The organism is Flavobacterium aquatile LMG 4008 = ATCC 11947 (assembly GCF_000757385.1).
Classification (GTDB): domain Bacteria; phylum Bacteroidota; class Bacteroidia; order Flavobacteriales; family Flavobacteriaceae; genus Flavobacterium; species Flavobacterium aquatile.
The window spans coordinates 21,572-46,209 of record NZ_JRHH01000006.1 but is presented as its reverse complement, the minus strand read 5'-3'; the positions used below and the strand labels follow the sequence as shown (position 1 = coordinate 46,209).

Annotated in this window: 22 protein-coding genes; 9 read left to right on the top strand and 13 right to left on the bottom strand. The window is 32.0% G+C overall.

Annotated features, from left to right (window positions below; translation table 11 throughout):
- Positions 1-7: 7 nt before the first annotated feature.
- Together ggt and LG45_RS14770 are read right to left on the bottom strand one after the other, a co-directional pair.
- Positions 8-1,729, bottom strand: a complete 1,722-nt coding sequence (gene ggt / locus LG45_RS14775; protein ID WP_052087636.1) for a gamma-glutamyltransferase — start codon at positions 1,727-1,729, stop codon at positions 8-10.
- On the bottom strand, positions 1,726-2,310 hold the full coding sequence (locus LG45_RS14770) for an acyl carrier protein phosphodiesterase (RefSeq protein ID WP_035128590.1): 585 nt from the start codon (positions 2,308-2,310) through the stop codon (positions 1,726-1,728). The genes ggt and LG45_RS14770 overlap by 4 nt, the downstream gene beginning before the upstream one ends.
- A gap of 97 nt (positions 2,311-2,407) precedes the next feature.
- Between LG45_RS14770 and glmM the strand changes: the two genes are divergently transcribed.
- Positions 2,408-3,808, top strand: a complete 1,401-nt coding sequence (gene glmM, locus LG45_RS14765; RefSeq protein WP_035128588.1) for a phosphoglucosamine mutase — start codon at positions 2,408-2,410, stop codon at positions 3,806-3,808.
- A 139-nt stretch (positions 3,809-3,947) separates the two neighbouring features.
- Positions 3,948-5,546 carry a S41 family peptidase gene (locus LG45_RS14760; RefSeq protein WP_035128586.1) on the top strand — a complete coding sequence of 533 codons (1,599 nt, stop codon included), beginning with the start codon at positions 3,948-3,950 and terminating at the stop codon, positions 5,544-5,546.
- A 27-nt stretch (positions 5,547-5,573) separates the two neighbouring features.
- Here the strand turns inward: LG45_RS14760 and LG45_RS14755 are convergent, their stop codons facing one another.
- The 9 genes from LG45_RS14755 to LG45_RS14715 all read right to left on the bottom strand — a co-directional run bounded on the left by LG45_RS14755 (position 5,574) and on the right by LG45_RS14715 (position 14,000).
- Positions 5,574-6,014 carry a VOC family protein gene (locus tag LG45_RS14755; RefSeq protein WP_035128584.1) on the bottom strand — a complete coding sequence of 147 codons (441 nt, stop codon included), beginning with the start codon at positions 6,012-6,014 and terminating at the stop codon, positions 5,574-5,576.
- 14 nt (positions 6,015-6,028) lie between these two features.
- Positions 6,029-6,433 (bottom strand): SRPBCC family protein, encoded by a 405-nt coding sequence (locus LG45_RS14750; RefSeq protein ID WP_035128583.1) that lies wholly within the window; start codon positions 6,431-6,433, stop codon positions 6,029-6,031.
- Complete coding sequence (locus tag LG45_RS14745) at positions 6,430-6,792, bottom strand: iron chaperone (RefSeq protein ID WP_035128581.1); 363 nt, start codon at positions 6,790-6,792, stop codon at positions 6,430-6,432. The genes LG45_RS14750 and LG45_RS14745 overlap by 4 nt, the downstream gene beginning before the upstream one ends.
- Before the next feature lie 39 nt (positions 6,793-6,831).
- Complete coding sequence (locus LG45_RS14740; protein ID WP_035128578.1) at positions 6,832-8,397, bottom strand: protein adenylyltransferase SelO; 1,566 nt, start codon at positions 8,395-8,397, stop codon at positions 6,832-6,834.
- A 94-nt stretch (positions 8,398-8,491) separates the two neighbouring features.
- Entirely contained in the window at positions 8,492-9,478 is a 987-nt protein-coding gene (locus LG45_RS14735; protein ID WP_035128576.1) for an SH3 domain-containing protein, read from the bottom strand.
- 11 nt (positions 9,479-9,489) lie between these two features.
- A complete protein-coding gene (locus LG45_RS14730; RefSeq protein ID WP_035128574.1) occupies positions 9,490-10,083 on the bottom strand; it encodes a hypothetical protein in 594 nt (197 codons plus the stop codon).
- A gap of 12 nt (positions 10,084-10,095) precedes the next feature.
- Positions 10,096-11,865: a SpaA isopeptide-forming pilin-related protein gene (locus LG45_RS14725; protein WP_035128564.1), complete on the bottom strand. Its 1,770-nt coding sequence runs from the start codon at positions 11,863-11,865 to the stop codon at positions 10,096-10,098.
- Between the two features lie 81 nt (positions 11,866-11,946).
- Positions 11,947-13,494, bottom strand: coding sequence for a hypothetical protein (locus LG45_RS14720; protein WP_131494670.1), 1,548 nt, complete (start codon positions 13,492-13,494; stop codon positions 11,947-11,949).
- 53 nt (positions 13,495-13,547) lie between these two features.
- Positions 13,548-14,000, bottom strand: a complete 453-nt coding sequence (locus LG45_RS14715; RefSeq protein WP_035128560.1) for a hypothetical protein — start codon at positions 13,998-14,000, stop codon at positions 13,548-13,550.
- 136 nt (positions 14,001-14,136) lie between these two features.
- On the opposite strand from LG45_RS14715, the gene LG45_RS14710 reads away from it, so the two are divergent.
- The 7 genes from LG45_RS14710 to LG45_RS14680 all read left to right on the top strand — a co-directional run bounded on the left by LG45_RS14710 (position 14,137) and on the right by LG45_RS14680 (position 22,212).
- The gene (locus LG45_RS14710) at positions 14,137-14,532 is read left to right on the top strand and encodes a hypothetical protein (RefSeq protein WP_035128557.1); all 396 of its coding nucleotides are present in this window, start codon (positions 14,137-14,139) and stop codon (positions 14,530-14,532) included.
- On the top strand, positions 14,533-15,180 hold the full coding sequence (locus LG45_RS14705) for a hypothetical protein (protein WP_035128555.1): 648 nt from the start codon (positions 14,533-14,535) through the stop codon (positions 15,178-15,180).
- Complete coding sequence (locus LG45_RS14700; protein ID WP_035128553.1) at positions 15,153-15,947, top strand: sensor histidine kinase; 795 nt, start codon at positions 15,153-15,155, stop codon at positions 15,945-15,947. Before LG45_RS14705 ends, LG45_RS14700 begins: the two co-directional genes overlap by 28 nt.
- A gap of 6 nt (positions 15,948-15,953) precedes the next feature.
- On the top strand, positions 15,954-16,592 hold the full coding sequence (locus LG45_RS14695; RefSeq protein ID WP_035128551.1) for a response regulator transcription factor: 639 nt from the start codon (positions 15,954-15,956) through the stop codon (positions 16,590-16,592).
- 93 nt (positions 16,593-16,685) lie between these two features.
- Positions 16,686-18,173 (top strand): aminotransferase class V-fold PLP-dependent enzyme, encoded by a 1,488-nt coding sequence (locus LG45_RS14690; protein WP_035128550.1) that lies wholly within the window; start codon positions 16,686-16,688, stop codon positions 18,171-18,173.
- A gap of 47 nt (positions 18,174-18,220) precedes the next feature.
- A complete protein-coding gene (ettA, locus tag LG45_RS14685) occupies positions 18,221-19,915 on the top strand; it encodes an energy-dependent translational throttle protein EttA (protein ID WP_035128548.1) in 1,695 nt (564 codons plus the stop codon).
- An 89-nt stretch (positions 19,916-20,004) separates the two neighbouring features.
- Positions 20,005-22,212, top strand: coding sequence for a response regulator (locus tag LG45_RS14680; protein ID WP_035128546.1), 2,208 nt, complete (start codon positions 20,005-20,007; stop codon positions 22,210-22,212).
- Here the strand turns inward: LG45_RS14680 and LG45_RS14675 are convergent.
- Both LG45_RS14675 and LG45_RS14670 read right to left on the bottom strand, forming a co-directional pair.
- Positions 22,209-23,459: a DEAD/DEAH box helicase gene (locus tag LG45_RS14675; protein ID WP_035128544.1), complete on the bottom strand. Its 1,251-nt coding sequence runs from the start codon at positions 23,457-23,459 to the stop codon at positions 22,209-22,211. The genes LG45_RS14680 and LG45_RS14675 overlap by 4 nt on opposite strands.
- 66 nt (positions 23,460-23,525) lie before the next feature.
- Positions 23,526-24,566 (bottom strand): formimidoylglutamase, encoded by a 1,041-nt coding sequence (locus LG45_RS14670; protein WP_035128542.1) that lies wholly within the window; start codon positions 24,564-24,566, stop codon positions 23,526-23,528.
- Positions 24,567-24,638: the final 72 nt, after the last annotated feature.

Genomic DNA, 24,638 nt, shown 5'->3' with positions numbered 1-24,638 from the left:
TCAAAAATTAAAATCCAACTGCTGTATCATCGCCTCGAGCATCAGCTCCAGCTTCTAATTTTTTATTTGGTAGAACCAAAATTGCATCTACTTTTCCAATAATTCGTGCCGATTTTTCATTGATTTTGTAACCTTTTTTAGTAAGGTTCTCTAAAATTGATTTTTCAAATTTATTAGGTTCAAATAACACTTCGTCTGGTAACCATTGGTGATGAAATCTTGGTGCATTTACGGCTTCTTGCATTCCCATTTTAAATTCAGCAACATTTAGAATGGTTTGCAAAACAGATGTTATAATTATTGATCCGCCAGGTGTTCCTAAAACCATAAAAAGTTTACCGTTTTTTTCTACAATTGTTGGTGTCATCGAACTCAACATTCGCTTTTGTGGTGCAATACTATTGGCTTTAGCACCAACTAATCCGTACGAATTTGGAACACCAGGTTTTGCAGAAAAATCATCCATTTGATTATTAAAAAAGAAACCTAACTCTTCAGAATACAACTTCGAACCGTATGCGCCATTTAGAGTTGTGGTTACTGAAACTGCATTGCCATCCGGATCTACAATTGAATAATGTGTAGTTTCATCACTTTCTGAAATTGAAATTTCTCCATGACTTACTTCTGATGATTGGGTTGCTTTTTCCCAATTGAAGCTTTTCATTCTATTGTTTAAATAATCTTTATCAAGCAATTGATTTTTAGGGATTTTAATGAAATCTGGATCGCCAAGATAGTAATTTCTATCGGCATAAGCGCGCCGCTCGGCTTCGGTTATAAGTTGAATGTATTTTTCAGAATTGTGTTTGAATTTTGAAATTTTATAATTCGAAAGCATCGTCATAATTTGCGCCAAAGTAATTCCGCCGCTTGATGGTGGCGACATCGAAATGACATCTAAATTTTTGTATTTAAAACGGATTGGTTCGCGCCATTTTGCTTCATATTTAGCCAAATCTTCCATCGAAATAATACCACCTTTTGAATTTAAAAAAGCAACTATTTTTTCAGCAGTTTCACCTTTGTAAAATTCGTCTTTTCCGTTTAGCATTATTCGTTTTAAAGTCGAAGCCATCGCTGGATATTTAATAGTATCGCCAACTTTTAACTCTTTGGAATATATAGTCTTATCACCACTTACTTTAATGATTTCTTCGCGATTGTCTGTTATTTGTTTGAGTTGTTTTGAAGTAATAACTATACCTTTTTCAGCCAAAGCAATAACAGGTTTCATAATTTCTTCAATCGATAATTTTCCGAATTTTTTATGAACTTCAAATAATCCAGCGATAGTTCCAGGAATGCCAACTGCCAATGCGCCATTCACTGATAAATTTGGTATTACGTTTCCGTTTGCATCCAAATACATGTCTTTTGAAGCTTTCATCGGAGCTTTCTCGCGATAATCTAATGCTCCAGTTTCGCCGTTATTCAATCGATATACCATAAATCCACCACCAGAAATATTTCCCGCATACGGATAGGAAACAGCAAGTGCCAATTCGGTGGCAACCATTGCATCAAAGGCATTGCCACCTTTTTTCATTATTTCTACACCAATTTGTGATGCTTCTTCACGTGCAGAAACGACCATTGCTTTGGAGGTGATTAATCCTTTTTGCGCTTGGCAGAAAAGTGAAAAAAAGAGAAAAATTAAAAGTGTTGTTCTTTTTAAGTTTTGATTGCGATTCCTACGGAATGACAATATTGTGCATAGTTTTTTCATAATTCTGTTAATTTCTCCTGGCAATGTTGCTCTAATTCCTCAAAGTATAATGTAAATTCTTCTTCAAATTCCGTATAAAATTGCTTTACTTCAACAATTGCTTCTTGCATGTGAACACGATGTTTTGTTCGGTAATCCATTTGAAATAAAATCATTTCTAAACCATCTAAAGTTGCATAACTAACTAACCAATTTCTAGCAATCATAGAAGGCATCATTTTCTGAATTTTATCGGTAAGTATTTCGCAATTATCTTGAAGTAATTTGTAGAAACTGTCGGCATAATCTTCTAGTTTTTCATTGGAATATTTCGACCAATTTTTAGCCAAATAATGATCGTAAACAATGTCCATAATTACACCTGAATAATGTCCGTATTTCTCGTGCAAACGGTGTTTACTTTTTCTATAAATAGGATGCGCGTCGGTAAAAGTATCGATGTATCGATGTAATAAAATACCTTTTCTAATATCGTCTGGATAATCCAAATAGTGATGCCCACGAATACTATCGGCCATAAAATTACCAATCTTAAGCATGTCGTTGTTTCCAGAAAGATAGATGTGCGCTAGAAAATTCATTCGCCTAATTTAGTTATTTAATTTAGAAATTCAAATTACTATATTTGTACAATAAATTTAATATTTGAAATCTAATATCTAAAAACTAATATCAAAGATGACTTTAATAAAATCTATATCAGGAATTCGTGGAACTATTGGCGGTAAAGTAGGTGATAATCTTACTCCAGTTGATGCTGTAAAATTTGCTTCGGCTTATGGAACTTTTCTTAAAAAAGGAAGTGGGAAGTTGGAAGATGGAAGCAAATTAAAAGTAGTTATAGGAAGAGACGCGAGAATTTCTGGACCAATGATTCATAATTTGGTGATGAATACGTTACTCGGATTAGGAATTGATGTCATCGATTTAGGACTTTCTACAACGCCAACAGTTGAAATTGCAGTTCCAATGGAAAAAGCCGATGGCGGAATTATTTTAACCGCTTCACACAATCCGAAACAATGGAATGCCTTGAAATTACTGAACGCAAAAGGTGAATTCCTTAGCGGAAAAGAAGGCGAATTGATTCTAGAAATTGCCGAAAGTGAAGCTTTTGATTTTGTTGATGTAGATTCGTTAGGTGAAATTACCGTAAACGATTCGTACATGGATATTCATATTGACGAAGTTTTAGATTTACCATTAGTTGATGCCGATTTGGTAAAAACCAAGAAATTTAAGGTTGTTGTTGATGCTGTGAATTCGTCTGGTGGAATAATTATACCAAAGTTGTTAGAATTAATGGGTGTGGAATGCGTAAAATTATATTGCGAACCCAACGGACATTTTCCTCATAACCCAGAACCGTTGAAAGAACATTTGGGAGATATTTGTAAATTGGTAGTTGAAGAACAAGCCAATTTCGGAATTGTAGTTGATCCTGATGTTGATAGATTGGCATTTATTTCTAACGATGGCGAAATGTTTGGTGAAGAATATACTTTGGTTGCGATTGCCGATTATGTTTTGAGTAAAACTCCAGGAAATACGGTTTCTAACATGAGTTCGTCTCGTGCATTGCGCGACATTACCAACAAACACAACGGAAGTTACCAAGCAAGTGCTGTTGGTGAAGTGAATGTAGTAGAATTGATGAAAGCTACCAACGCCATAATTGGAGGAGAAGGAAACGGCGGAATCATTTATCCAGAATCGCATTATGGTCGTGATAGTATCGTTGGTGTGGCGTTGTTCTTGACTTATTTGGCAAATCAAACCAAAACGGTTGCAGAACTTCGCGCAAGTTACCCACAATATTACATGAGTAAAAATAAAATTGAATTGACACCACAAATTGATGTTGATGCAATTTTAGTTGCGATGACAGAAAAATATAAAAACGAAGATATTACCACAATTGATGGCGTAAAAATTGACTTCGCAGAAAATTGGGTACATTTAAGAAAATCGAATACCGAACCAATTATTAGAATTTATACAGAAGCTGCAACGCAAGAGTTAGCAGATAATTTAGCCGAAAGAATTATTGGCGAGATTAAAGAAGTTGCTGGGATTTAATTTGATTTTATTTCAGATTATTTATAAATATAGAAGCCTTTCAAAAGCGATTTTGAAAGGTTTTGTTTTCCTAAATATTTCCTAACAAATTCCTATAAAACCCAAATAATCCTATATTTGATTTCCAAAACAAAATTATATGTCTTTTAAAATTACGAGGATTTCTTTTATAGTTGTAATTGCTTTATTGTTAGTTAATTGTACTTCAGTAGAAAAATATAATTATAAGTTAGCACAACCAATTCCTGTTGAGAAACTCCAAAAAGACATTGATTATACCCAACACAAATTAGAAAAATTATATCCAAATCTTTACGGATACATCTCCAAAGAAAAACTTGATTATAAGTTTGATAGTATCAGAAAAGTAGTCAATAAACCCATGACAAGTTCGGAGTTTTACTTTGTAATTTCTCCAGTTATTGCTTCGGTTCGACAAGGTCACATGACGATGACGCCACCTTCGAAGAAACTTTCCAAGAAAGAATCGAAACGTTTAAAGAAAATGGGCGACGGACCATTATCTCAATTTACTTTTGAATGGGAAAACAACAAACTATTTGTAATTAAAAATAAATCCAAAAAGAAAAGTATCAATTTAGGAAGTGAAGTGGTTTCCATAAACGGAGTTGCACCGCAAACACTTTTTAATAAATATAGAAAATCAGTAACTTCTGATGGTTATAATGAAACCTACATCCGCAAAGGATTCAATAAAAGATTTTCGTTGTACATGACCAATGAAATAGGTATAAATGATAGTTTAACTTATGTTTTTAAACACAAGGATTCGACTTATTCAGCTGTCATTTCTAGAAATAAGTCTGATAAGAAAGAGGTTTCAAAAGGTAAAATAGTTCAAAAAGATTCGGCAAAAGTAGTTGCAAAAAAACCAGTTGATAAGGCAAAACTAAAATTGGAACGAAAAAATAAAAGAATTTATGGATACAACGCTTTAACGAATGAGTATGCCAAGAGTTTGAAGTTTGTAAAATCAGACAGTACAATCGCTATTTTAAAAGTTAAAAACTTCTCAGAAGGAATTTATTCAAAGTCTTACAAAGCCATTTTCGATTCTATCAAAAAGCATAATATTCAAAATTTAATCATCGATATTCGTGACAATCCAGGAGGAAGAGTTGCCGATGCGGTGAATTTGTACTCGTATTTAACCGATAAAGATTTTGTGATTTTGCAACCAGCTAAAGTTACTTCTAAAACAAGTTTATTCAAATGGGGTTTGTTTAGAGAATTGCCTGCCGTTGCTTATCCGTTTGCCGCAATTGCTTATCCTTTTTACATGGGATTTTCTTATTTTAGAACTACAAAAAAAGCTGATGGAACATATGAGTACCGACTTGTAGGATCAAGAAAAAGCAAATTTGCACCCAATAATTATAGCGAAAAAACTTATGTTTTGATTAATGGTGGAAGTTTTTCGGCTTCTTGTATTTTATCTTCATCTTTGAAAGGAAATCCAAATGTAACTTTTGTTGGCGAAGAAACTGGTGGCGCATTTAACGGAACTGTTGCAGGAATTATGCCAGTAGTTGATTTGCCAAATTCTAAAATTCCATTGCGATTGGGTTTAATGGATATTAGAACGATTAATCAAACAAATATTGAAGGTAGAGGTATTTTTCCTGATGTTGAAATAGAGCTTACAATTGAAGATAAAATTAAAAACAGCGATCCGCAATTGGATTGGATAATGAATGATATAAAGAAAAAACGCTGAAATTAATCAGCGTTTTTTTTTATAAAATTATTGAGGAGTTTCATCAAAATTTACCATCCAACCAATTCCGAATTTATCGGTAAACATACCAAAATAGGCACCCCAAAAGGTTTTTTCCATTGGCATGATAATCGTTCCATCTGCAGAAAGTCCGTTAAAAAGTTTGTCGGCTTCATCTTTAGTATCGGTATTTATTGAAACCGAAAAATTAGTTCCAAAAACCGCATTGCCGCTTTGACTAGTGGTATCGCTTCCCATCAAAATGGTTTCTTTACTAATTGGTAGAGAAACGTGCATTATCCTATTTGTCTCTTCATCACTTGGCGGAGGACAATTTGGATCGTCTGATGGTGGCATTTCGCCAAATCTTCCCATGTAGGCAAAGTCGCCTCCAAAAACCGATTTGTAAAATAGGAATGCTTCTTCGCAATTTCCGTTAAATGTTAAGTAAGTGTTTACTGTTGCCATTGTATGTTTATTGTTTATTGTTGTTCTGCGTATTTTTTAAAATTATCGATGATACTTTGCCAACCTTGACGTTGCAAATTTTCGGGATTCATAGTTTCAGGTTCGAATGATTCTATAATTTCAATACCATTTTGTGTTTCTTCAAATGAAATTTTTACTTTTCGTCCATCAACTATTGTATATTCAATTAACTTAAATTCGATGACATTTGTATAAGTTCCTTCAAAATCAAAACTCATGGAATTATCCTTAGCAGCCATAGTGAAGCTGAATTTTCCACCTGTTTTTAAATCATTCAAAGCTTTTGGACAATGCCAATCGTCTGAAGCGTTGTTCCATTTTGTAATGTGTTTAGGATTTGTCCAAAAATCCCAAGCTTTTTCTATTGAAGCAGTTACAGTAGTTTTTACAGTGATCATTTTTTCTTTTTTTCTAAATTTTGTTTGACTCTAAATGCAGTGATTCTTGAAATTAAATCCAACGGAATTGGCTTATCAATAGGAAATTGAATAGTTCCTTTTGAAGTGGAATAATCAGTAATCTCATCTTTAAAAGTTTCGACAGCAAATGCTCCAGGATAAAAACCTATGTGATTTTTATAAGCTGCAAAGTGAACTAAATTTCCGTGATATTTAAAAGTTGGAATTTGATAACTGATGGTTTCTTCGGCATCTGGAATTACATTTTTTATTGTTTTCCTAATTTCTTCCAAAATTAAAATAACCATTTCGGGTTGCATGGCAATATATTCGTCAATGGTTTTAAAATTAGTAGTCATCTTAACAATTGTTTAATGATACTAAATTATAAAAAAATATTAAGAACTGCAAGAAAGCATGGAACATCCTATTTTAACGCGTGCCCAATCGGGTCTTTTCGCATACCATTTTTCAAATTCTAGTTGTTCGTCATAAGGTTTTTTTAATAACATGTATAGCTCATTTACTAAACTATAGTCTTCGATATTTGCAGCGTCAATTGCTATTTGCGCCATGTAGTTTCGCAACACGTATTTCGGATTAATAAGATTCATTTTTGTTTTTCGAATTTCATCAGAATCATCTTCTAATTTTATTCTATCAATATATTTTGTGAACCATTTTTCCCAACTTTTTAAAATAGTTTTAGAAATTTCTTTCGGATTGTAAAAAGCATTGTTTACTATTGAAATTCCACAGCCAACGGAAAAATCTTTTTTAAGATTACTCAATTCTCGAAAAAAGATAGTCATATCTGTTTCAGATAATTGCAATACATTTTCTAATTCTAAAACTAATTTTTTATCTTTTTTTAGTACTTTAGTTAAACCCAATTTACTTCGCATCATGTTTAAATAATCAGCCTCGAACAGCTCTTGAAATTTATTCAAAATAGTTTCCAGAGGTTCGGCTTCGCCAATTAAAGGATACAATGCATTTGCCAACTGATATAAATTCCATTGTGCAACATCGGGTTGATTTCCAAAACGATAACGTTTGTTTTGATTATCGGTTGTGTTTGGTGTCCAATCTGGATTATAATCTTCAAGCCAACCATAAGGACCAAAATCGATAGTAAGTCCTAAAATAGACATATTATCGGTATTCATTACACCATGAACAAAACCTACTCGTTGCCAATGAACAATCATTTTTCGGGTTTTATCGGCAATTTTTTGAAAAAACTCTACGTATTTTAGTTTTCCATCAATTAAAATTTCAGGATAATAATGTTCTATGGTAAAATCGGCTAATTTTTGTAAATTTTCGATGTCATTTTGTGATGAAAACAATTCGAAACTTCCAAATCTTATAAAAGTAGGAGCAACTCTACACACAACAGCGCCTTTTTCATATTCTGGATTTCCATCATACATTACATCCCTTAAAACGACGTCCCCAGTTAAAATCAACGATAACGAACGAGTAGTGGGAACACCTAAATAATGCATTGCTTCACTACATAAATGTTCACGAATAGAAGATCGAAAAACGGCCAAACCATCGGCTCTTCTAGAATAAGGAGTATTTCCGGCACCTTTCAATTGAAGCATATTTTTTTGATAATTATGTTCAATTTCAGCTAAAACAATTGCTCTTCCATCACCAAGTTGACCAGCCCAATTTCCAAATTGATGACCAGCATAATTCATCGCATAAGGTCGAGAATCAGGTAAAATTGATTTTCCTGAAAATACATTAAGAAATTCTTCAGATTGAGTTTTTTCTGATGAAATTCCAATTAAATTTGCCACTTCCTCAGACACATGTATCAACTTAGGATGCGATGGAATTCTTGGAGTAACATAAGAAAAAGCAGCATTTAAAACCTGTCGTGAAGTATTTATTTCAATACTATCGGCAGTTAATTCTTTAGAAAATCGATTATTAATTTTTAATTGCATTAATTGTAATTGAATGGTATACAAATTTACGAAAAAAGCTAGAGATAAGTTTTATATTACATCATGAAAAAATTATCAAATTATCACAATTAATTTAGTTTTTTGTGACGAATGTATTTTTTACCCATTTAGTTTCCAAACCGATTTTACACCATCCATTTTTTTCTTCGGTAATGAAAATTTCAGTTCCTTTCACTAAACTTCCCACAATGCTAAAATCTATTCCAGCACCATTTCTAATATTTAATGTGTCTGCATTTACTGTGGCACGAATTACTTTTTGAGTGTATCGTCCTGATATCCAATGTGATGATGAGCTGGATATTTTATACCAACCGTTTTTTTCTTCAAATATTCGTAAAACTGAACCCAATGGTATTGCAACTCTATCTGAAGCTTTTGCACTGCTCGCCGATGGTAATGTTCTAACATTTAATTCATTGGCAGTAATTATTCGGTATTCTAAAATTGAAATTGGAGTAGGAGATGGCATTCTGTTTATAGCATTTTGAACTAGTGGTAAAAAGTTGTTTTCGCAATCGGCCACTTTATTTCCGCCAAAAAAAGCTGTGCCTGGACAAGATTTATTTCCGCCAGTTCCATTATTTCGTTCGCCAGAGGAAAGATTAAACCAATGATGATAAACAATTCTATCACTTGTAATCGGAATATTAAATTTTTTGCATAGAATAGCTGTCATTTTTACAATAGTATCTTTTTGTAAAAGAGTCATCACATCGTTTCCTGAATCGAAATTTCCAACGTTTTCAATGCAAATAGCATTAGAGTTGAATCCGTAAATGCACGCTGGAGAATTTTCTATACTTCGTCCTGTAGCAATCGAACCGTCGGGAAAAGTAGAAAAATGCTGACCAATATCGCTCCATCCATTAGTATTTACATGATGGTTTTTCATTCCTTTTTGCAACTCCAACTGATTGGAATTGGTACATAAATTATAATTCGGAGAATAGGTGTGATGTTGTTGGAGGTATAAAACGGTTCGTCCAACTTTTAAATTTTTTATATAATTTTCAAATTCATCGATTGAAAAAAGTGTAAATCCGTATTTTGTTTTCATAATTTCTAGTTTTATAATCGGTTTAAAAATTCAGCGTATCCAAAAGATTCTAGACATCCCAAAAGACTTGTTCCAGTTATTTCATCAATTAAAGTAGCATCAATATCAATAAATTTATTACCAAACCATTCTAATCCAAAGGTATACAGAAATTTTCCATTAGCTTGAATTCTAGTGTATTCAATTTGACAACCATGATCTACGCGATCGGTAATTGGTAAAAAGTTGTAATTTCCGTTAGCGTCATGAGTTATTTTTAATCCAATTCTATTTTTAGTAATGGCAATCCATTCAGGATGTTCTTCGTAAATTATTTCTTTAGATTCTAAATCTTCAAGTTTCACATTAAAACTCCACTTCACCCAACTTTCAAAAAATCCATATGCGAACTTGCCCATTTGCTTTTTAGTAGCTTTACCAACTCGCTCTTTTATCTCGATATTTCCTTCACGAAGTTTTACGCTCAAATTATCTTGATTGAGTTTTTTATAGTAATCTGTTCGTGGTTTTGTGTTGCTAATGGTCAGATTTTTATTTAAAAACCAATTTGTAATTTCCTTGTTTTCTTTTTCAAAAAACCATCGTATTTCTTTACTTGCTAACATATTTTTGTATTTTTAGGTTGGTATTTTTGGTAGTTTTTCGCAAATCATTCCTATTAAAAAATAGGTATCGTAAGTAACTGATTCTGGATTGAGAATGTGTTCTTGATTTACAGTGTTGGTATTGATAATATTTAAAGTTGTTTTTAATAAACTATAGCCGTCTTTCTTAATTTCGACCGAATAATTTCCTATTGGAAGCTGAAAATTTATAGTGCCATTTTCATCGGATTCCACTTCTTTGAAAACCGAATTGTTTGTGCCCATAATAGAGATTTCGGTTTTGTAAATTCCGATTTTAGTAATTTTATCTTTTACAGTAAAAATTACATTAGCCAAATTGTTGTTGATTTCAATAATCTTTATTGGATGAAAAAGTACCGGATTTAAAATTACTGGTTTAACATCTAAAACTGGTTTCATTGTTATTGGTCGATGTAACACAACTCTTGGTTGCATTGGCGTTACAGGAGTTATCGGTGTTGCAGCAGTTACAATTGGAGCTATTGGAGCAGAAATTGTAGCCGTAATAGGAGTGATTGTTGTAGCATTTACAACGGCTTTATTGTTGTAATTTTTAATATTAGTTGATTGCAAAACTTCCTTATTTCTAATAGCTTTTATAAATTTTACATTCGAATTGGAGTTGATAAACATTTGATTTTTCATCAAGATTGGTCCAAAATGAATCAACTGATTTACATTACTAACCGTTGAAGCATCAACAGCTTGATCGATGTTTATTTTCAAATTTTTTATCAACAACATTTTTTTAGGATATGCCGAAAGTAAGAATTCATTACTGATTGTTTGTCCGTCAGAAATTGATTTGGCTTCGTTCCATTTAAAGAAACTAGAAGTTATTGGATCGAGTGAAAACCAATTTCTTTGCATTGAAATAATTGAAAAGTCCAATTCAATTCCTGTGATATTTTTTTCATCATAATCAATTGAAATAATTTCAGACGGAAAATCGTTTTTCTCAGTTTTAGCTGCTTCATATAGTTGATCTAGTTCTACTTTTGACAATGTTAGTTTGTTCCATCCATTATCTGTTGACATAAAATCATATGGTATAAAATTGATGTCTAAATAAGAATCTTGCGAGACAATTCCAGTTTTTTTAGAGCCTTCTAAAGTGTATTTTGCACTTTTTAAATTGGAAAGAAAACGATCAAAATCATCCGATTCATTTATTTTTTCTAAAGCAGATTCGATGGTTTTTTTAAATCCTAAAAGTTTGTGATCGGCAAGAATAATTTCCTTTTTTTGAAGTATAACATTGAGTTTTTCTAACCAAATTTTCTTTTCATCGTCGGTTTGTAATCCAGAAAATGCAACAATATGATTCTCCCATTCTGCTATTAATTTTTCAAATTGCGCAAGATATTTATCATAGGCTTTTCGTTCTTTGGTAGGTTTTCCTTTTGCATCAAAGAGTACTTTTTTAGCTAATTCAGTTTCGGTAGAATCATCTTGAATAGCCACATCTTGATTAGCGCTAATTATTTGACTATAAGCATCGAATAAGGTATTACTTGGATTAATATCCCAATACTTATCAGATGACGGAAGCGAATTTAATTGAAACGAAAGATCTTGTTTTTTAAGTAAGCCTTCGCCTTTTAGTTCGTCTTGAATAAGCATTTGCGGAAGCATAAGTTTCATTTCAGAATCTTCATAAACTCGCAATGAAGGGCATATTAAAGCAATCTCATTTGGGTTGGAAGTTTGCGTTTTGTAATGCTCCTTTATTTTTTGAAAAAGAGCGATATAGTATTTCATGATTGGTTTCAGTTTGGTAGGTTATATTTGGGGAAATAAAATTCCAAATACCAAAATCGGTATTTGGAATTTTTAATAGGCTTAATTTACTTCAACCCATTCATCCGCTTTTATTGATGGAAGTGGATTTGGTGATAAGTCAATGATATTACATTTTCTTCCGATAAGTAAAATTCCGTCAGACGACATTCCTTGTGATTCTCTAGAACCTGAACTGTTAACACGAGTATCGCTGTAGCCATAAGATCCACCAATTGCAAATGGTCCTATCATTAATCCGCCAGCTGCTTTAATTTCGTCTTCGGCTCTTTTGTAAGAATCGGATCCTTTTTTGAAACCAATTTTTAAATCGGTTAAAAAGTAAAATTCTGTTGGAACTGCTGGCAATAATCCTTTGCCGTTTCCGTCGCTAACCATTTGATTATTAGTGATTACTTCTCCATTTTTTGAATATTTCCAATAGCGAGATTTAATGAAAGTTGTTCCTAACCACGGACTTGATACAAAGCATTTCCCAATTTTGAAGGACATTTCAAAATCGTTGAAATTATAATTAGAATTCACTCTTTTGTGAGTTCCGCTTCCACCAACAGAGAATAATCCAGCAAATGTTGCGCCAGCACTCCAGCTGTGTGCTGTACTTTGATAATTGGATTCATAATCACTTTTCTTGAACTCATATTTTAGCCATTTTTTAGAATTAGCCAAAGTACTTGCAGGAACTGGAGCCGAATAGAAGTAAGTGTTCATTCCGCCCAAACCTGTTCTTTTAGCTGCTAAAAGTTCTGATTCATATCTTTTTTTGATGGTAATAAAGTTACTGCTTTCAATTTCGTCAATGTAGTTTAACGCTTTTTCAATTTTACCTTTGTAACCAATTCCTTCCCATCTTTTTAAGGCATCATCACGTCTTTTAATAACGTTTCTTCCATTGATAGCCATTTCTGACATTGCATCTGAATCGCCATCGGCAACTCTTTTTTGTAAATCTGTTAGTTGGTCTTCGGCTTCATAATACAAAGCTTCATACTCTAAATATTTCACATATTGTGGCGAAGGAAACGATTGATAAATGAATTTCGGATTGTCATCTGGATGTTCAACTACTGTATCATCATAATCTGGATTAGCCAATTTTTTGATGGTAACAATTTGCTTTCTTAATGTTTCCAATTTTTTCTCCACTTTCGGATCTATTTTAGTGTTTTTTACAACACAATAGTCCATAATGTCTTGATATACATTGGATTTCGTATGATCTGGATGTGGATTAAAAATCGTGAATTTTCTTGCACCATTGGCATCTAATTCGGGAATCAAACTCGGAATTTGGTCTGCTAATCTTGCAAATTCTTCGGCATAAGCATATTTACTATACTTTTTAGAAGCTCTTGCATCAGAATATTCCTCATCAGTCATTCCTTCAATTTTTGGTGTTGCTCCAAAAAAACCTTTTAAAGCATAATCAAAAGCTTCGGGATCAATTATAGTTGGAACTGGTTCCCAAGCTATAAAATTGTTTGGTCCTAACATTCGTGGATCACCACCATTGGTTAATTTTTTAAATACATCTCCTAAAATGTAACTCATAAAGTCACTCTCGTTAGGCATTGGGGCAAATGCTGGCATAATTTATTGTTTTTAGTAATTCCTACTCTTTTTAGGCTTTTCGGATTACGCCTTTATTTATTTACTATTGTTTCTAAAATGGTATCGATTACGTCCTTGTTTCCAAGAACCTTCCATCTTGTTAAAGAATCGTCTCTTCGTCTAGTGAAATTTCTTCCTGAGAAGGTCATCTCGTTAATCGCTTCTGAATTTTTTAAATCTACTTTATCTTTTAAATCGTTTAGCTTATTATTAAATTCGTCAAATGAAATTTTGTGTTCCAAATAGGTTTTAAACTTTGGTTTCGGATAAAATTTTGTAGAATCACTTTTGTCCGCCACGAAAAATTCTCTCTTTAGCAGCATTAGTTTCTCAATGGTATCAGGATTTGATTTATCCTGTAATTGTGGAAAATGATTTTGAATAATAGTTTCAAATTCAAATGCTTCATTTAAGTTTGTAATTCCCATTTTGTTATAATTAGGTAGTTCGTTTTTTATAATTGATTTTGATTTTGTAAAATTCATTTTTTTTAGTAATTTGAAATAGAGCAGATTAACCCATTTTGAAAAGGGAAATAGAATTTAAAAAAAAGGGTGTTTTTCCCCTTGATGAAGAAGTGGGAAGAAATTAAATTTGAAAAACTTTAAAACAAAATTTATTATGGGAAATTATCAAAGACCAACACAGTTGATTAGTGTTGCAAAAGGAAAGGAATTGAATAAAAATTACAATTTAAAACGAGCGGCAGGAATTAGAAATTTGATAGGAAAAGAAGATGCGAATGCGGTTTGGTTTTCTATCGATGAACTTCAAAATTATATCGATTATATTAAAACAGAAGGCGCTGCAAAAGGACATACTGTAGATGGAATTCGTTTTTATTTTGGTGTTTATTCTGATACTGAATCTGCAGATAAAGCTGGTTTTACAACACTTTTCTTATCTCCAACTTGCAAATTACCAAATTCAACAGTAGTTGCAAAAGATATGACCGATATGGAATTATTAAATTATGGTTCGATGGGAAATCCACCAAAAATTGAATACGGATTATAAATGTTAGCAAACCTTAGATTTTATATTATTTATTTAGCTTTATTTGCAGGCATTGTGGGAATTATTTTCTTGCATAAATTGCCTAATAATAAAGCTAAATCTTTAGTAGTAATGATTTGGTTTTCTGTTGTAACAGAGTTTGTAGGTATAAATTTTACTAAATGGACTCATTTTTTAAATTACATTGTCTTTAATATTTATATTTTAGTAAGTTTTTCCTTTTATATTATTTTATTAAGAAAACTCTTAAGTTCTGGGAAATATAAGAAATTAGCATCTTTCTTTCTAGTAGCCTTTTTTCTTTTTTTTCTAATTAATCATGTATTATTTGATGTAAGTATTAATAGAATTGATACAATTAGTTTTGCTTTAGGTATAAGTTTCGTTGTATTTTTATCGTGTAGGTATTTATTTGAAACGGTAAATTCTAATAAGATCATGGATTTTCAAAATTCAGTCTTTTTTTGGTTTATAATAGGCGTAATGCTGTTTCATGTCCCATTTTTACCATTCATGTTATCAGTAGAATGGTTTTTAATCGATTATAATCAAAATGTGACAAGTTTGATTTTATTTTTTCTAAATTTACTCATGTATTGTTGTTTTATAATCGGATTCGTATGGAGCGAGAAGAAATACAATTATTAATTATATCTTCCAGTATCGTATTGTTTACACTACTTACGACGGTGTTTATTTTGTTTTATTATTTCCAAAAAAAGAAATCGGAGTTTTTATTAGATAAAATCGAATCGGAACTAATTTTTCAATCGGAATTAGTAAAATCTAAAATTGAAATTAAAGAGCAAACCCTTACCAACGTTAGTAGAGAATTGCATGATAATATAGGTCAGATACTTTCTGTAGCCTTGATGGAGATGAACATGATGTTGGAGCAAAAAGAGAATTTCTCCAAAAGCCAATTATTAGAAACAAAACAATTAGTAAATAAATCACTTAATGAAATTAGGGTTTTAGCAAAGCTGATAAATGGTGATGTTACGATAGAATCCAATTTTATTGATGCTGTAAGTGACGATTTGGAACGCATTCAGAAATTCAAAAATATTAAATGTTCCTTGCAACTAGAAGGCGATTTTATTGCCTTAAATAAAGAACATGAAACCATTATTTATAGAATTTTACAGGAATCAATTTCTAACATTTTGAAGCATTCTCAAAGCGAAGTTATTGACTTAAAAATAAAATTCAGTAATCAAATTTGTACTATTGAAATAAGCGATAAAGGAAAAGGTTTTGGAGTTGATAGTTGCAAAAAAGGATCTGGACTTTTAAACATGAAAACTAGGGCAAAATTAATTGGTGCCGATTTAACTGTAAATTCTTCATCACAAGGCTCTAAAATAACAATTATTTATCCAATACCAGTACAAATTGAATCTCAAGACGAATAATAAACTATGGAGAAAATAAACATCATAATTGTAGATGATCACTCATTATTTTCAAACTCATTATCCTATTTAATAGGAAGTTTTGAGGAGTTTAACGTTGTGGGAACTTTCTCTAATGGCAAGGAATTTATAACTCATCTTACTTCTGAATCTTCATTACCAGATATCGTTTTAATGGATGTAAATATGCCAATTATGGACGGCATTGAAACTATCAAATGGTTAAAATCGAATCATCCCGATTTGAAAGTTTTAGCATTATCTGTTAACGATGATGATGCCACAATAATAAAAATGCTCACAAATGGTGCAAAAGGTTATTTGCTTAAAGATACCGAACCGGCTATTTTTAAAGAAGCATTACTGGATGTTTATCACAAAGGATTTTATTATACCAAGATGATTTCGGGATTGTTAATTCATAAAATCGAAAATAAAGACAGCAAAGATGTTTTAAAAGAACGCGAAATTGAATTTATAAAATTGGCTTGCACCGAGTTAACCTACAAAGAAATTGCAAACGAAATGTGTCTCAGCCCAAAAACAATCGACGGATATCGCGAACATTTATTTGTAAAACTTGAAGTAAAAACTCGAATTGGATTGGTTTTATTTGCCATTAAAAACCGAATAATTATGCTTTAAAATTTTGATGAAAATCAATGTTTTTGGTTACTCTTTTAACAAACTAAAATTATATCTTTGTATTCTGTTTTTCGATGATATAATTTTACAGAAATGACTTCTACATTAATAACGACCGAACTAGAGCTTTACTTCCAACAATTCCGAAAGAACATTATCGGAATTGATCAAGAATTTGTTTCTCCTTTTGGAACTAAAAAAATCATTTACACCGATTGGACTGCCAGCGGAAGATTATACCGACCAATTGAAGAAAAATTAATGAATGAATTTGGTCCATTTGTAGCCAACACGCATACTGAAACTACAGTTTCTGGTACGGCAATGACTATGGCATATCACGAAGCAAAACATATTATCAAACACCACGTTAACGCAACTGAAGATGATGTTTTAATAAACACCGGAACAGGAATGACTGGCGTTGTCAATAAATTTCAACGTATTTTAGGACTTAAAATTCCAGAAAATTTAAAAGAATTTATCGCGTTGCCACAAGAATTAAAACCAATAGTTTTTATTTCCCACATGGAGCATCATTCCAATCAAACTTCTTGGTTGGAAACAATGGCCGATGTAGAAGTAATTCCAGCCAATGAAAACGGATTGTTTTGTTTGGAAGAATTTAAAAAATTATTAGAAAAATATAAAGATAGAAATTTCAAGATTGCATCGATTACATCGTGTTCAAATGTTACCGGAATTAGAACTCCATACCACGAAGTTGCCAAAATAATGCACCAAAATAAAGGTTTGTGTTTTGTAGATTTTGCTTGTTCTGGTCCGTATGTTGATATCGATATGCACCCAAAAGATCCAGAAAGTTATCTAGATGCCATTTTCTTTTCTCCACATAAATTTCTTGGTGGTCCAGGAACTTCTGGCGTTTTAATTTTTAATAAAAACTTATATAAAAATACAGTACCAGATTGTCCTGGTGGTGGAACTGTTTCATGGACAAATCCTTGGGGTGAACACAAATACATCGATAATATTGAAGATCGTGAAGATGGTGGAACGCCTGGTTTTCTTCAAGTTATTAAAACAGCATTGGCCATTCAGTTGAAAGAACAAATGGGTGTGAAAAATATTTTAGCTCGTGAGCACGAATTGGTAGAATATGTTTTTGAAGAATTAGGAAACATTGAAAATATAAATATTTTAGCCAAAGAACATCAAGACAGGTTAGGAGTAATTTCTTTTTATATTGATGATTTGCATTTTAATTTGGGTGTAAAAATCTTGAATGATAAATTCGGAATTCAAACGCGTGGTGGATGTAGTTGTGCCGGAACTTATGGACATTATTTACTTCACGTAGATCAAGAAACTTCGCACGATTTAGTTTGTCAAATAACATCGGGAGATTTAATCAGAAAGCCAGGATGGATTCGCATGTCTATTCATCCAACAACAACTTCAGAAGAAATAAAATACGTTTGCGACAGCATAAAAGCATTGGCAGCAAATCATAAAGCCTGGGAAAAGGATTATGTTTACAATGGTAAAACCAATGAATTTAACCATAAAAATGCTCTGTTTACTGAGAAAGAAATGGTGCACAATTGGTTCAAAATGTAAGGAATTTAAATATCTAAAATCTAATATCAAAAATTTAATATAATACTATGTCAGACGATAAGAAAGTAATTTTCTCAATGCAAAAATTGAGTAAGTCGTATCAAGGAAGTGATAAACAAGTGTTGAAAAACATCTATTTGAGTTTCTTTTATGGAGCAAAAATTGGTATTCTTGGACTTAATGGTTCTGGAAAATCATCCTTATTAAAAATTATTGCTGGTGTTGATAAAAACTATCAAGGAGATGTTGTTTTTCAGCCAGGATATACGGTTGGTTATTTAGAACAAGAACCAATTTTAGACGATACAAAAACAGTTATAGAAATTGTAAAAGAAGGTGTTGCAGAAACGGTTGCGGTTCTAGAAGAGTTCAATAAAATCAACGATATGTTTGGTTTGCCAGAAGTTTATGAAGATGCAGATAAAATGCAAAAACTAATGGACAGACAAGCCGATTTACAAGATAAAATCGATGCTTCTGGCGCATGGGAATTAGATACAAAACTAGAAATTGCAATGGATGCTTTGCGCACTCCAGAAGGTGATACACCAATTAAACATTTATCTGGAGGAGAACGTCGTCGTGTTGCTTTATGTAGATTATTATTGCAACAACCTGACGTTTTATTACTGGATGAGCCAACCAATCACTTGGATGCCGAATCGGTACTTTGGTTAGAACAACACTTAGCTCAATATGCTGGAACTGTAATTGCAGTAACGCACGACAGATATTTCCTTGATAATGTTGCTGGATGGATTCTTGAATTAGATAGAGGTGAAGGTATTCCATGGAAAGGAAATTATTCTTCTTGGTTAGATCAAAAGTCTAAACGAATGGAGCAAGAAGAAAAAACAGCTTCTAAACGTAGAAAAACTCTTGAACGCGAGCTGGATTGGGTTCGTCAAGGTGCAAAAGGTAGACAAACCAAACAAAAGGCTCGTCTTCAAAACTATGATAAATTATTGAACGAAGACCAAAAAGAACTAGACGAAAAATTAGAAATCTACATTCCAAATGGTCCGCGTTTAGGAACTAATGTTATTGAAGCTAAAGGTGTTGCTAAAGCATTTGGCGATAAATTATTATATGACGATTTGAATTTTACATTGCCTCAAGCAGGAATTGTTGGAATTATCGGACCAAATGGAGCTGGTAAATCAACTATTTTTAGAATGATTATGGGCGAAGAAACCCCAGATGGTGGAACATTTGAAACTGGTGAAACGGTAAAAATTGCTTACGTTGATCAAGCGCATTCTAATATTGATCCAAATAAATCTATTTGGGAAAACTTCTGTGATGGTCAAGAATTAATAATGATGGGCGGACGTCAAGTTAATTCTCGTGCTTATCTTTCACGATTTAATTTTGGAGGAAGCGAACAAAACAAAAAAGTATCAGCACTTTCTGGTGGTGAGCGTAACCGTTTGCATCTTGCCATGACTTTAAAAGAAGAAGGAAATGTACTCTTACTGGATGAGCCAACCAACGATTTAGATATCAATACGCTTCGTGCTTTGGAAGAAGGTTTAGAGAATTTTGCTGGATGTGCTGTGGTTATTTCGCACGACAGATGGTTTTTGGATAGAATTTGTACACACATTTTAGCTTTTGAAGGCGACTCTCAAGTGTATTATTTTGAAGGTGGTTTCTCTGAATATGAAGAAAATAAAAAGAAACGTCTTGGTGGTGATTTAACTCCGAAACGTCTTAAATATAAAAAGTTAATAAGAAATTAAGTATATTTGCAATAAGTCCCAATTGAGTTTGGGATTTTTTGTTTTAGTTAAATTTATTCTCATCAAAAATTACATATTAAGTACAAAAATTGAAATTTAAAAAAATATATTTACTTCTATTTGCTTTAATTCTCCAGAATTTTGCTTTTTCTCAAGAACAAACTCGTTCGAAAAAAGAGATTGAAAAACTGCTAGAAGATGCTGGAAATGCTTTTTTCAATCTAGATGTTGATAAATCATTAAAGCTTTCTAAAATTGCTCTCAACGACGCTTATCTTATTAAAGATGACGAACTTATGGCTAAATCCTATAATATTATAGGATTAAATTTCGAAGAATTTTACAATGTTGATAAAGGTTTAAACTACTATAATAAAGCTCTTTATCATGCCAATTTAACAAATAATGATTCGATTAAAGATTGGGTTAATAATAACTTAGGAAGTCTATATTCGTATAGAAAAAATGACTTTAAAACAAGTATAAAATATTATAAAAAAGCTTTAATTTATTCAGAAAAAATCAAAGATTCTATCGAAATAATGTATACTCGATTGAATATTTGTTCTGCTTATTTTGCTATAAATGATTATAATAATGGTGTAGAATACTTAAATAGTATAAAAGACTTTGTTGTGAAAGGAAATCAACTTGAGGCCAAAATTTCAATGTGCTCAATGTATGGTTCTTATTATAGTAACTTGAAAGACAATCCAAAAGCAGAGTTGTTTTTCAATGAAGCAATTCGATTGAGCGAACTCAATACAACTCAACTGTTGGATTCTAATGTTTGCGATGTTTACAATGATTATGCAACCCATTACAAAAAAAATAAAGATTTTGAAAAAGCGTTTTATTATTTAAACCTTCACAAAGAATTAAAAGAAAAGGTTTATAATGATGAGCGAATTAAGAAAGTAAAACTTGCTGGAGGAGAAATTGAACTTGATGAATTAGAACGTCAAATTAATAGAATTGAAGGAGAAAAAGACGAGCAATCCAAAGATTTAAAAGAATCTAAACTTATTGTTCTACTTTTTGTAATCATATTTTTTATTCTGTTATTATTGCTGTATTCGTTATATAAAAATAATAAATTTAGAGATCAATCTAATAAGGAATTAAAAATTGCCAATGAGGAATTAAAAATTGCAAAAGAAAAAGCCGAAGTTGCTTCGCAATTAAAAACCCAATTTGTCTCTACAATTAGTCATGAATTACGAACTCCTTTGTATGGTGTAGTTGGAATAACCAATATCATATTAGAAGAACACAAGGAGTTGGCAAGCAGCCCGCATTTAAATTCGCTCAAGTTTTCTGCTAGATATTTACTTTCGTTAGTGAATGATTTACTTCAAATAAATAAAATTGAGGAGAATAAGATTGTTTTAGAAAATATGATTTTCAATATTTCTGACGAAATTAAAACTATCATTGAATCGTTAGAATTTATTGCAGTCAAGAACAATAATAAGTTGATTTTAAAAATCGATTCGTCTATTCCCGAATTTATAATTGGTGACAAATTGCGTCTTTCTCAAATTTTCATGAATTTGGTAAGCAACGCTTTGAAGTTTACTAAAAACGGAGAAGTAAAAATTATTGCTGATTTAGATAGAGTAGAAGGAACCAAAAGTTTTATTAAGTTTCAGATTAGTGATACTGGAGTTGGAATTGCTAAAGTAGACCAAGAGAAAATTTTTGAAAAGTTTGTTCAAATTGAGCGTAAAGAAGGCGATTATCAAGGAACAGGTTTAGGATTATCAATTGTGCAAAAATTAGCCGAACTTTTTGGTAGTAAAGTTGAGCTAGAAAGTGAAGAAGGAGTTGGAACTACATTTACATTCACAATCGGATTTGAATCGGATGAATCTAAACGCAACGAAATTATAAACAATATTGAAGTTGATTTATCATCTAAGCATTTCTATAAAATTCTTGTAGTTGAAGATAATAAAATCAACCAAATTGTAACCAAAAAAATCCTTGAAGGAAATAATTTCAAATGTCAAATAATTGATGATGGTTATGCTGCTATAAATTTACTAGAATCAGAAGCTTTTGATGTAGTCTTAATGGATATTAATATGCCAATAATCAACGGATTTGAAACTACAAAACTCATTCGAAAAAAAGGAATAACCATTCCAGTTATTGCCTTAACAGCTTTTGATAAAGAAGAAATAACGGAAGAGGCACTAGCTAGCGGAATGAATGATATTATTATAAAACCATTCGAACCCGTAAAATTATTTCAAATAATCACCAATATTATAAACAAAAAAAACGCTGATTAATACCAGCGTTTTTTGTTCTTTTTAGAAGCATCCGATTTTCTTGAATTGGCAGCTTCGGGTTTCTTTTTATTTCTCAAATCGGGTTTTGCATCAGGATTTGGTACTTCATCGGTGTAAGGATAAGGATGTTCTTTCTCTACCTTAATATTCATTTTAATCAATTTCTCGATATCTTTCCAATACGGTTGCTCGTCTTTGGCACAAAATGAAATGGCTAATCCAGTATTTCCTGCACGTCCAGTTCTACCAATTCGGTGAACATAAGTTTCAGAAATATTAGGAATGTCAAAATTGATGACATAAGGTAAACTTTCAATGTCAATTCCTCTTGCAGCAATATCAGTAGCAACTAAAACCGAGATTTCTTTATTTTTAAAAGCATCCAAAACACGTTGTCTTGCATTTTGCGATTTGTCTCCGTGAATAGCTTCGGCAGTTACGTTATTTTTCTTTAAAGCTTTCACAACGTTATCGGCTCCATGTTTTGTTCTTGTAAAAACCAGTACGTTTTCTAATTTATCATTTCTGATGATGTGGTATAATAACTTTCTTTTATCTTCTTTTCCAACAAAATACACTTTCTGATTCACTTTTTCTGCTGTCGATGAAACTGGGTCAACAGAAACATATTTTGGTTTCGTTAGAAAAGTATCCGCAAGTTCACGAATTGCCATTGGCATTGTAGCCGAAAACAAAAGTGTTTGTCTGTTATCTGGAGTTAGTTTTACTATCTTTTTTACATCGTTAATAAAACCCATATCAAGCATTTGATCGGCTTCGTCTAAAACCAAATGATGCATATGGTCCAAATCGATAAATCCTTGTTTGTGTAAATCTAATAATCGTCCTGGAGTTGCAATTAAAATGTCAATTCCTTTTTTTAATTGATCTACTTGAGGCACTTGACTAACTCCACCAAAAATTACCATCGAACGAATATTGGTATATTTTCCGTAGGTGTTGATACTTTCGTCAATTTGTATTGCAAGTTCTCTAGTTGGCGTTACAACTAAAGTTCTAATCATTTTTCGCTTTGCTGATGAACCAACAATTCGATGTAATGAATTTATAATAGGTATTGCAAAAGCTGCAGTTTTTCCGGTTCCTGTTTGTGCACAACCAACCAAATCAGTTCCTTCCATAATGATAGGAATAGCTTGTTGCTGAATAGGAGTTGGGTTTTCATAACCTTCTTCGGTTAATGATTGTTGTATGTTTTTTAATAAATTTAAATCGCTGAATGTCATAAATATAATCGTCTTGAACTGTTTCAAGTGATTGCAAAGATAGGCTATATTTAGCGAAAAGGAATGTTAAGATTCAATTTCCATTTTTGCTTTAATAAAATCAGTAATTAAGTACCCAATTAATTTTCCTACTAAGTGATTATTTTTATCGTTATCTAAACTTGGTGCACCTTCGCAAATGTGAATGTAACTAGCATTTTCATGCCTTCCGAAGAAATAAATAAACTGACGTAATTCTTCTACAGAATAACCACTCAAGGTCATTGCACTACAAGGAATGTTGGGTATCGAATCTAAATCAATTTCAATTCCGTAACTGTCATTTTTTATAAATTCGTGAGCAAGATGCATTTCTAAATTGAAATCTTTTGTCTTTTTAATTTTTACAGCATCATAAGTATTGTATAAAACGCGGTCTTTTAAAGTTTTAAGTCGGTCAAGAACACTTTTAGAAGTATAGCTTTCATGTAATCCAAAGATGAAATATTTCTTAAGAAATCCTTCTTCATAAGCATACGAAAATCCGTTACCACTGTGTCTGCCTTCCAAAATTCTAAAGTCGGAATGCGCATCGAAGTTGATAGCGTTTATTGGTTTTCCTTTTGCCAATGCTGTTCCTTTTATATTTCCGTAAGCATTATTATGTCCGCCACCAATTACAATCGGAATTTTTCCTGCTTTTACAATTTGACTAATTATATGAACCACTTCTTTATCGATTTTCACAACAAGTTCGCTCATTTTTTTGCGATCTTCAATCTTATGAAAATCCAAATGCTGAATGGCTTCCATTTCTTCTGAAACGTCTAGTTGCCCAAGAACTAAGATGTTGTATCCTTTAGAAAATCGGTTGTGTTGGATATTTGCAATGCTTTTTATAGCGCTTTCCCAAGCCGAATCTGCTCCAGGTCGACCATAGTTGGCTCTTACACCAATATCTTCAGGTATTCCAAACAACACAAATTGAGGTTCGCAGTTCTTTAGAAAGGTAGAAACATCTTCATTTTGAGGTATTACTACCATTTTTTCGCCAAATTTTACTTCGCCACTTCTATAATTAGTGACTTTTGATAAATCGGCTGTTGTAAATCGAATAAGCTTGTCCATGAAAAATATTTGTTCAAAAATAGTGTAATTATATAAAGAAATACTAAAATCTTATAAATTTACGTTTAGAAA

What these genes read in the sequence shown, in the direction of transcription:
- ggt (WP_052087636.1), bottom strand. Translation starts at nt 1,729, where the DNA reads ATGAAAAAACTATGCACAATATTGTCATTCCGTAGGAATCGCAATCAA.
- LG45_RS14770 (WP_035128590.1), bottom strand. Translation starts at nt 2,310, where the DNA reads ATGAATTTTCTAGCGCACATCTATCTTTCTGGAAACAACGACATGCTT.
- glmM (WP_035128588.1), top strand. Translation starts at nt 2,408, where the DNA reads ATGACTTTAATAAAATCTATATCAGGAATTCGTGGAACTATTGGCGGT.
- LG45_RS14760 (WP_035128586.1), top strand. Translation starts at nt 3,948, where the DNA reads ATGTCTTTTAAAATTACGAGGATTTCTTTTATAGTTGTAATTGCTTTA.
- LG45_RS14755 (WP_035128584.1), bottom strand. Translation starts at nt 6,014, where the DNA reads ATGGCAACAGTAAACACTTACTTAACATTTAACGGAAATTGCGAAGAA.
- LG45_RS14750 (WP_035128583.1), bottom strand. Translation starts at nt 6,433, where the DNA reads ATGATCACTGTAAAAACTACTGTAACTGCTTCAATAGAAAAAGCTTGG.
- LG45_RS14745 (WP_035128581.1), bottom strand. Translation starts at nt 6,792, where the DNA reads ATGACTACTAATTTTAAAACCATTGACGAATATATTGCCATGCAACCC.
- LG45_RS14740 (WP_035128578.1), bottom strand. Translation starts at nt 8,397, where the DNA reads ATGCAATTAAAAATTAATAATCGATTTTCTAAAGAATTAACTGCCGAT.
- LG45_RS14735 (WP_035128576.1), bottom strand. Translation starts at nt 9,478, where the DNA reads ATGAAAACAAAATACGGATTTACACTTTTTTCAATCGATGAATTTGAA.
- LG45_RS14730 (WP_035128574.1), bottom strand. Translation starts at nt 10,083, where the DNA reads ATGTTAGCAAGTAAAGAAATACGATGGTTTTTTGAAAAAGAAAACAAG.
- LG45_RS14725 (WP_035128564.1), bottom strand. Translation starts at nt 11,865, where the DNA reads ATGAAATACTATATCGCTCTTTTTCAAAAAATAAAGGAGCATTACAAA.
- LG45_RS14720 (WP_131494670.1), bottom strand. Translation starts at nt 13,494, where the DNA reads ATGCCAGCATTTGCCCCAATGCCTAACGAGAGTGACTTTATGAGTTAC.
- LG45_RS14715 (WP_035128560.1), bottom strand. Translation starts at nt 14,000, where the DNA reads ATGAATTTTACAAAATCAAAATCAATTATAAAAAACGAACTACCTAAT.
- LG45_RS14710 (WP_035128557.1), top strand. Translation starts at nt 14,137, where the DNA reads ATGGGAAATTATCAAAGACCAACACAGTTGATTAGTGTTGCAAAAGGA.
- LG45_RS14705 (WP_035128555.1), top strand. Translation starts at nt 14,533, where the DNA reads ATGTTAGCAAACCTTAGATTTTATATTATTTATTTAGCTTTATTTGCA.
- LG45_RS14700 (WP_035128553.1), top strand. Translation starts at nt 15,153, where the DNA reads ATGGAGCGAGAAGAAATACAATTATTAATTATATCTTCCAGTATCGTA.
- LG45_RS14695 (WP_035128551.1), top strand. Translation starts at nt 15,954, where the DNA reads ATGGAGAAAATAAACATCATAATTGTAGATGATCACTCATTATTTTCA.
- LG45_RS14690 (WP_035128550.1), top strand. Translation starts at nt 16,686, where the DNA reads ATGACTTCTACATTAATAACGACCGAACTAGAGCTTTACTTCCAACAA.
- ettA (WP_035128548.1), top strand. Translation starts at nt 18,221, where the DNA reads ATGTCAGACGATAAGAAAGTAATTTTCTCAATGCAAAAATTGAGTAAG.
- LG45_RS14675 (WP_035128544.1), bottom strand. Translation starts at nt 23,459, where the DNA reads ATGACATTCAGCGATTTAAATTTATTAAAAAACATACAACAATCATTA.
- LG45_RS14670 (WP_035128542.1), bottom strand. Translation starts at nt 24,566, where the DNA reads ATGGACAAGCTTATTCGATTTACAACAGCCGATTTATCAAAAGTCACT.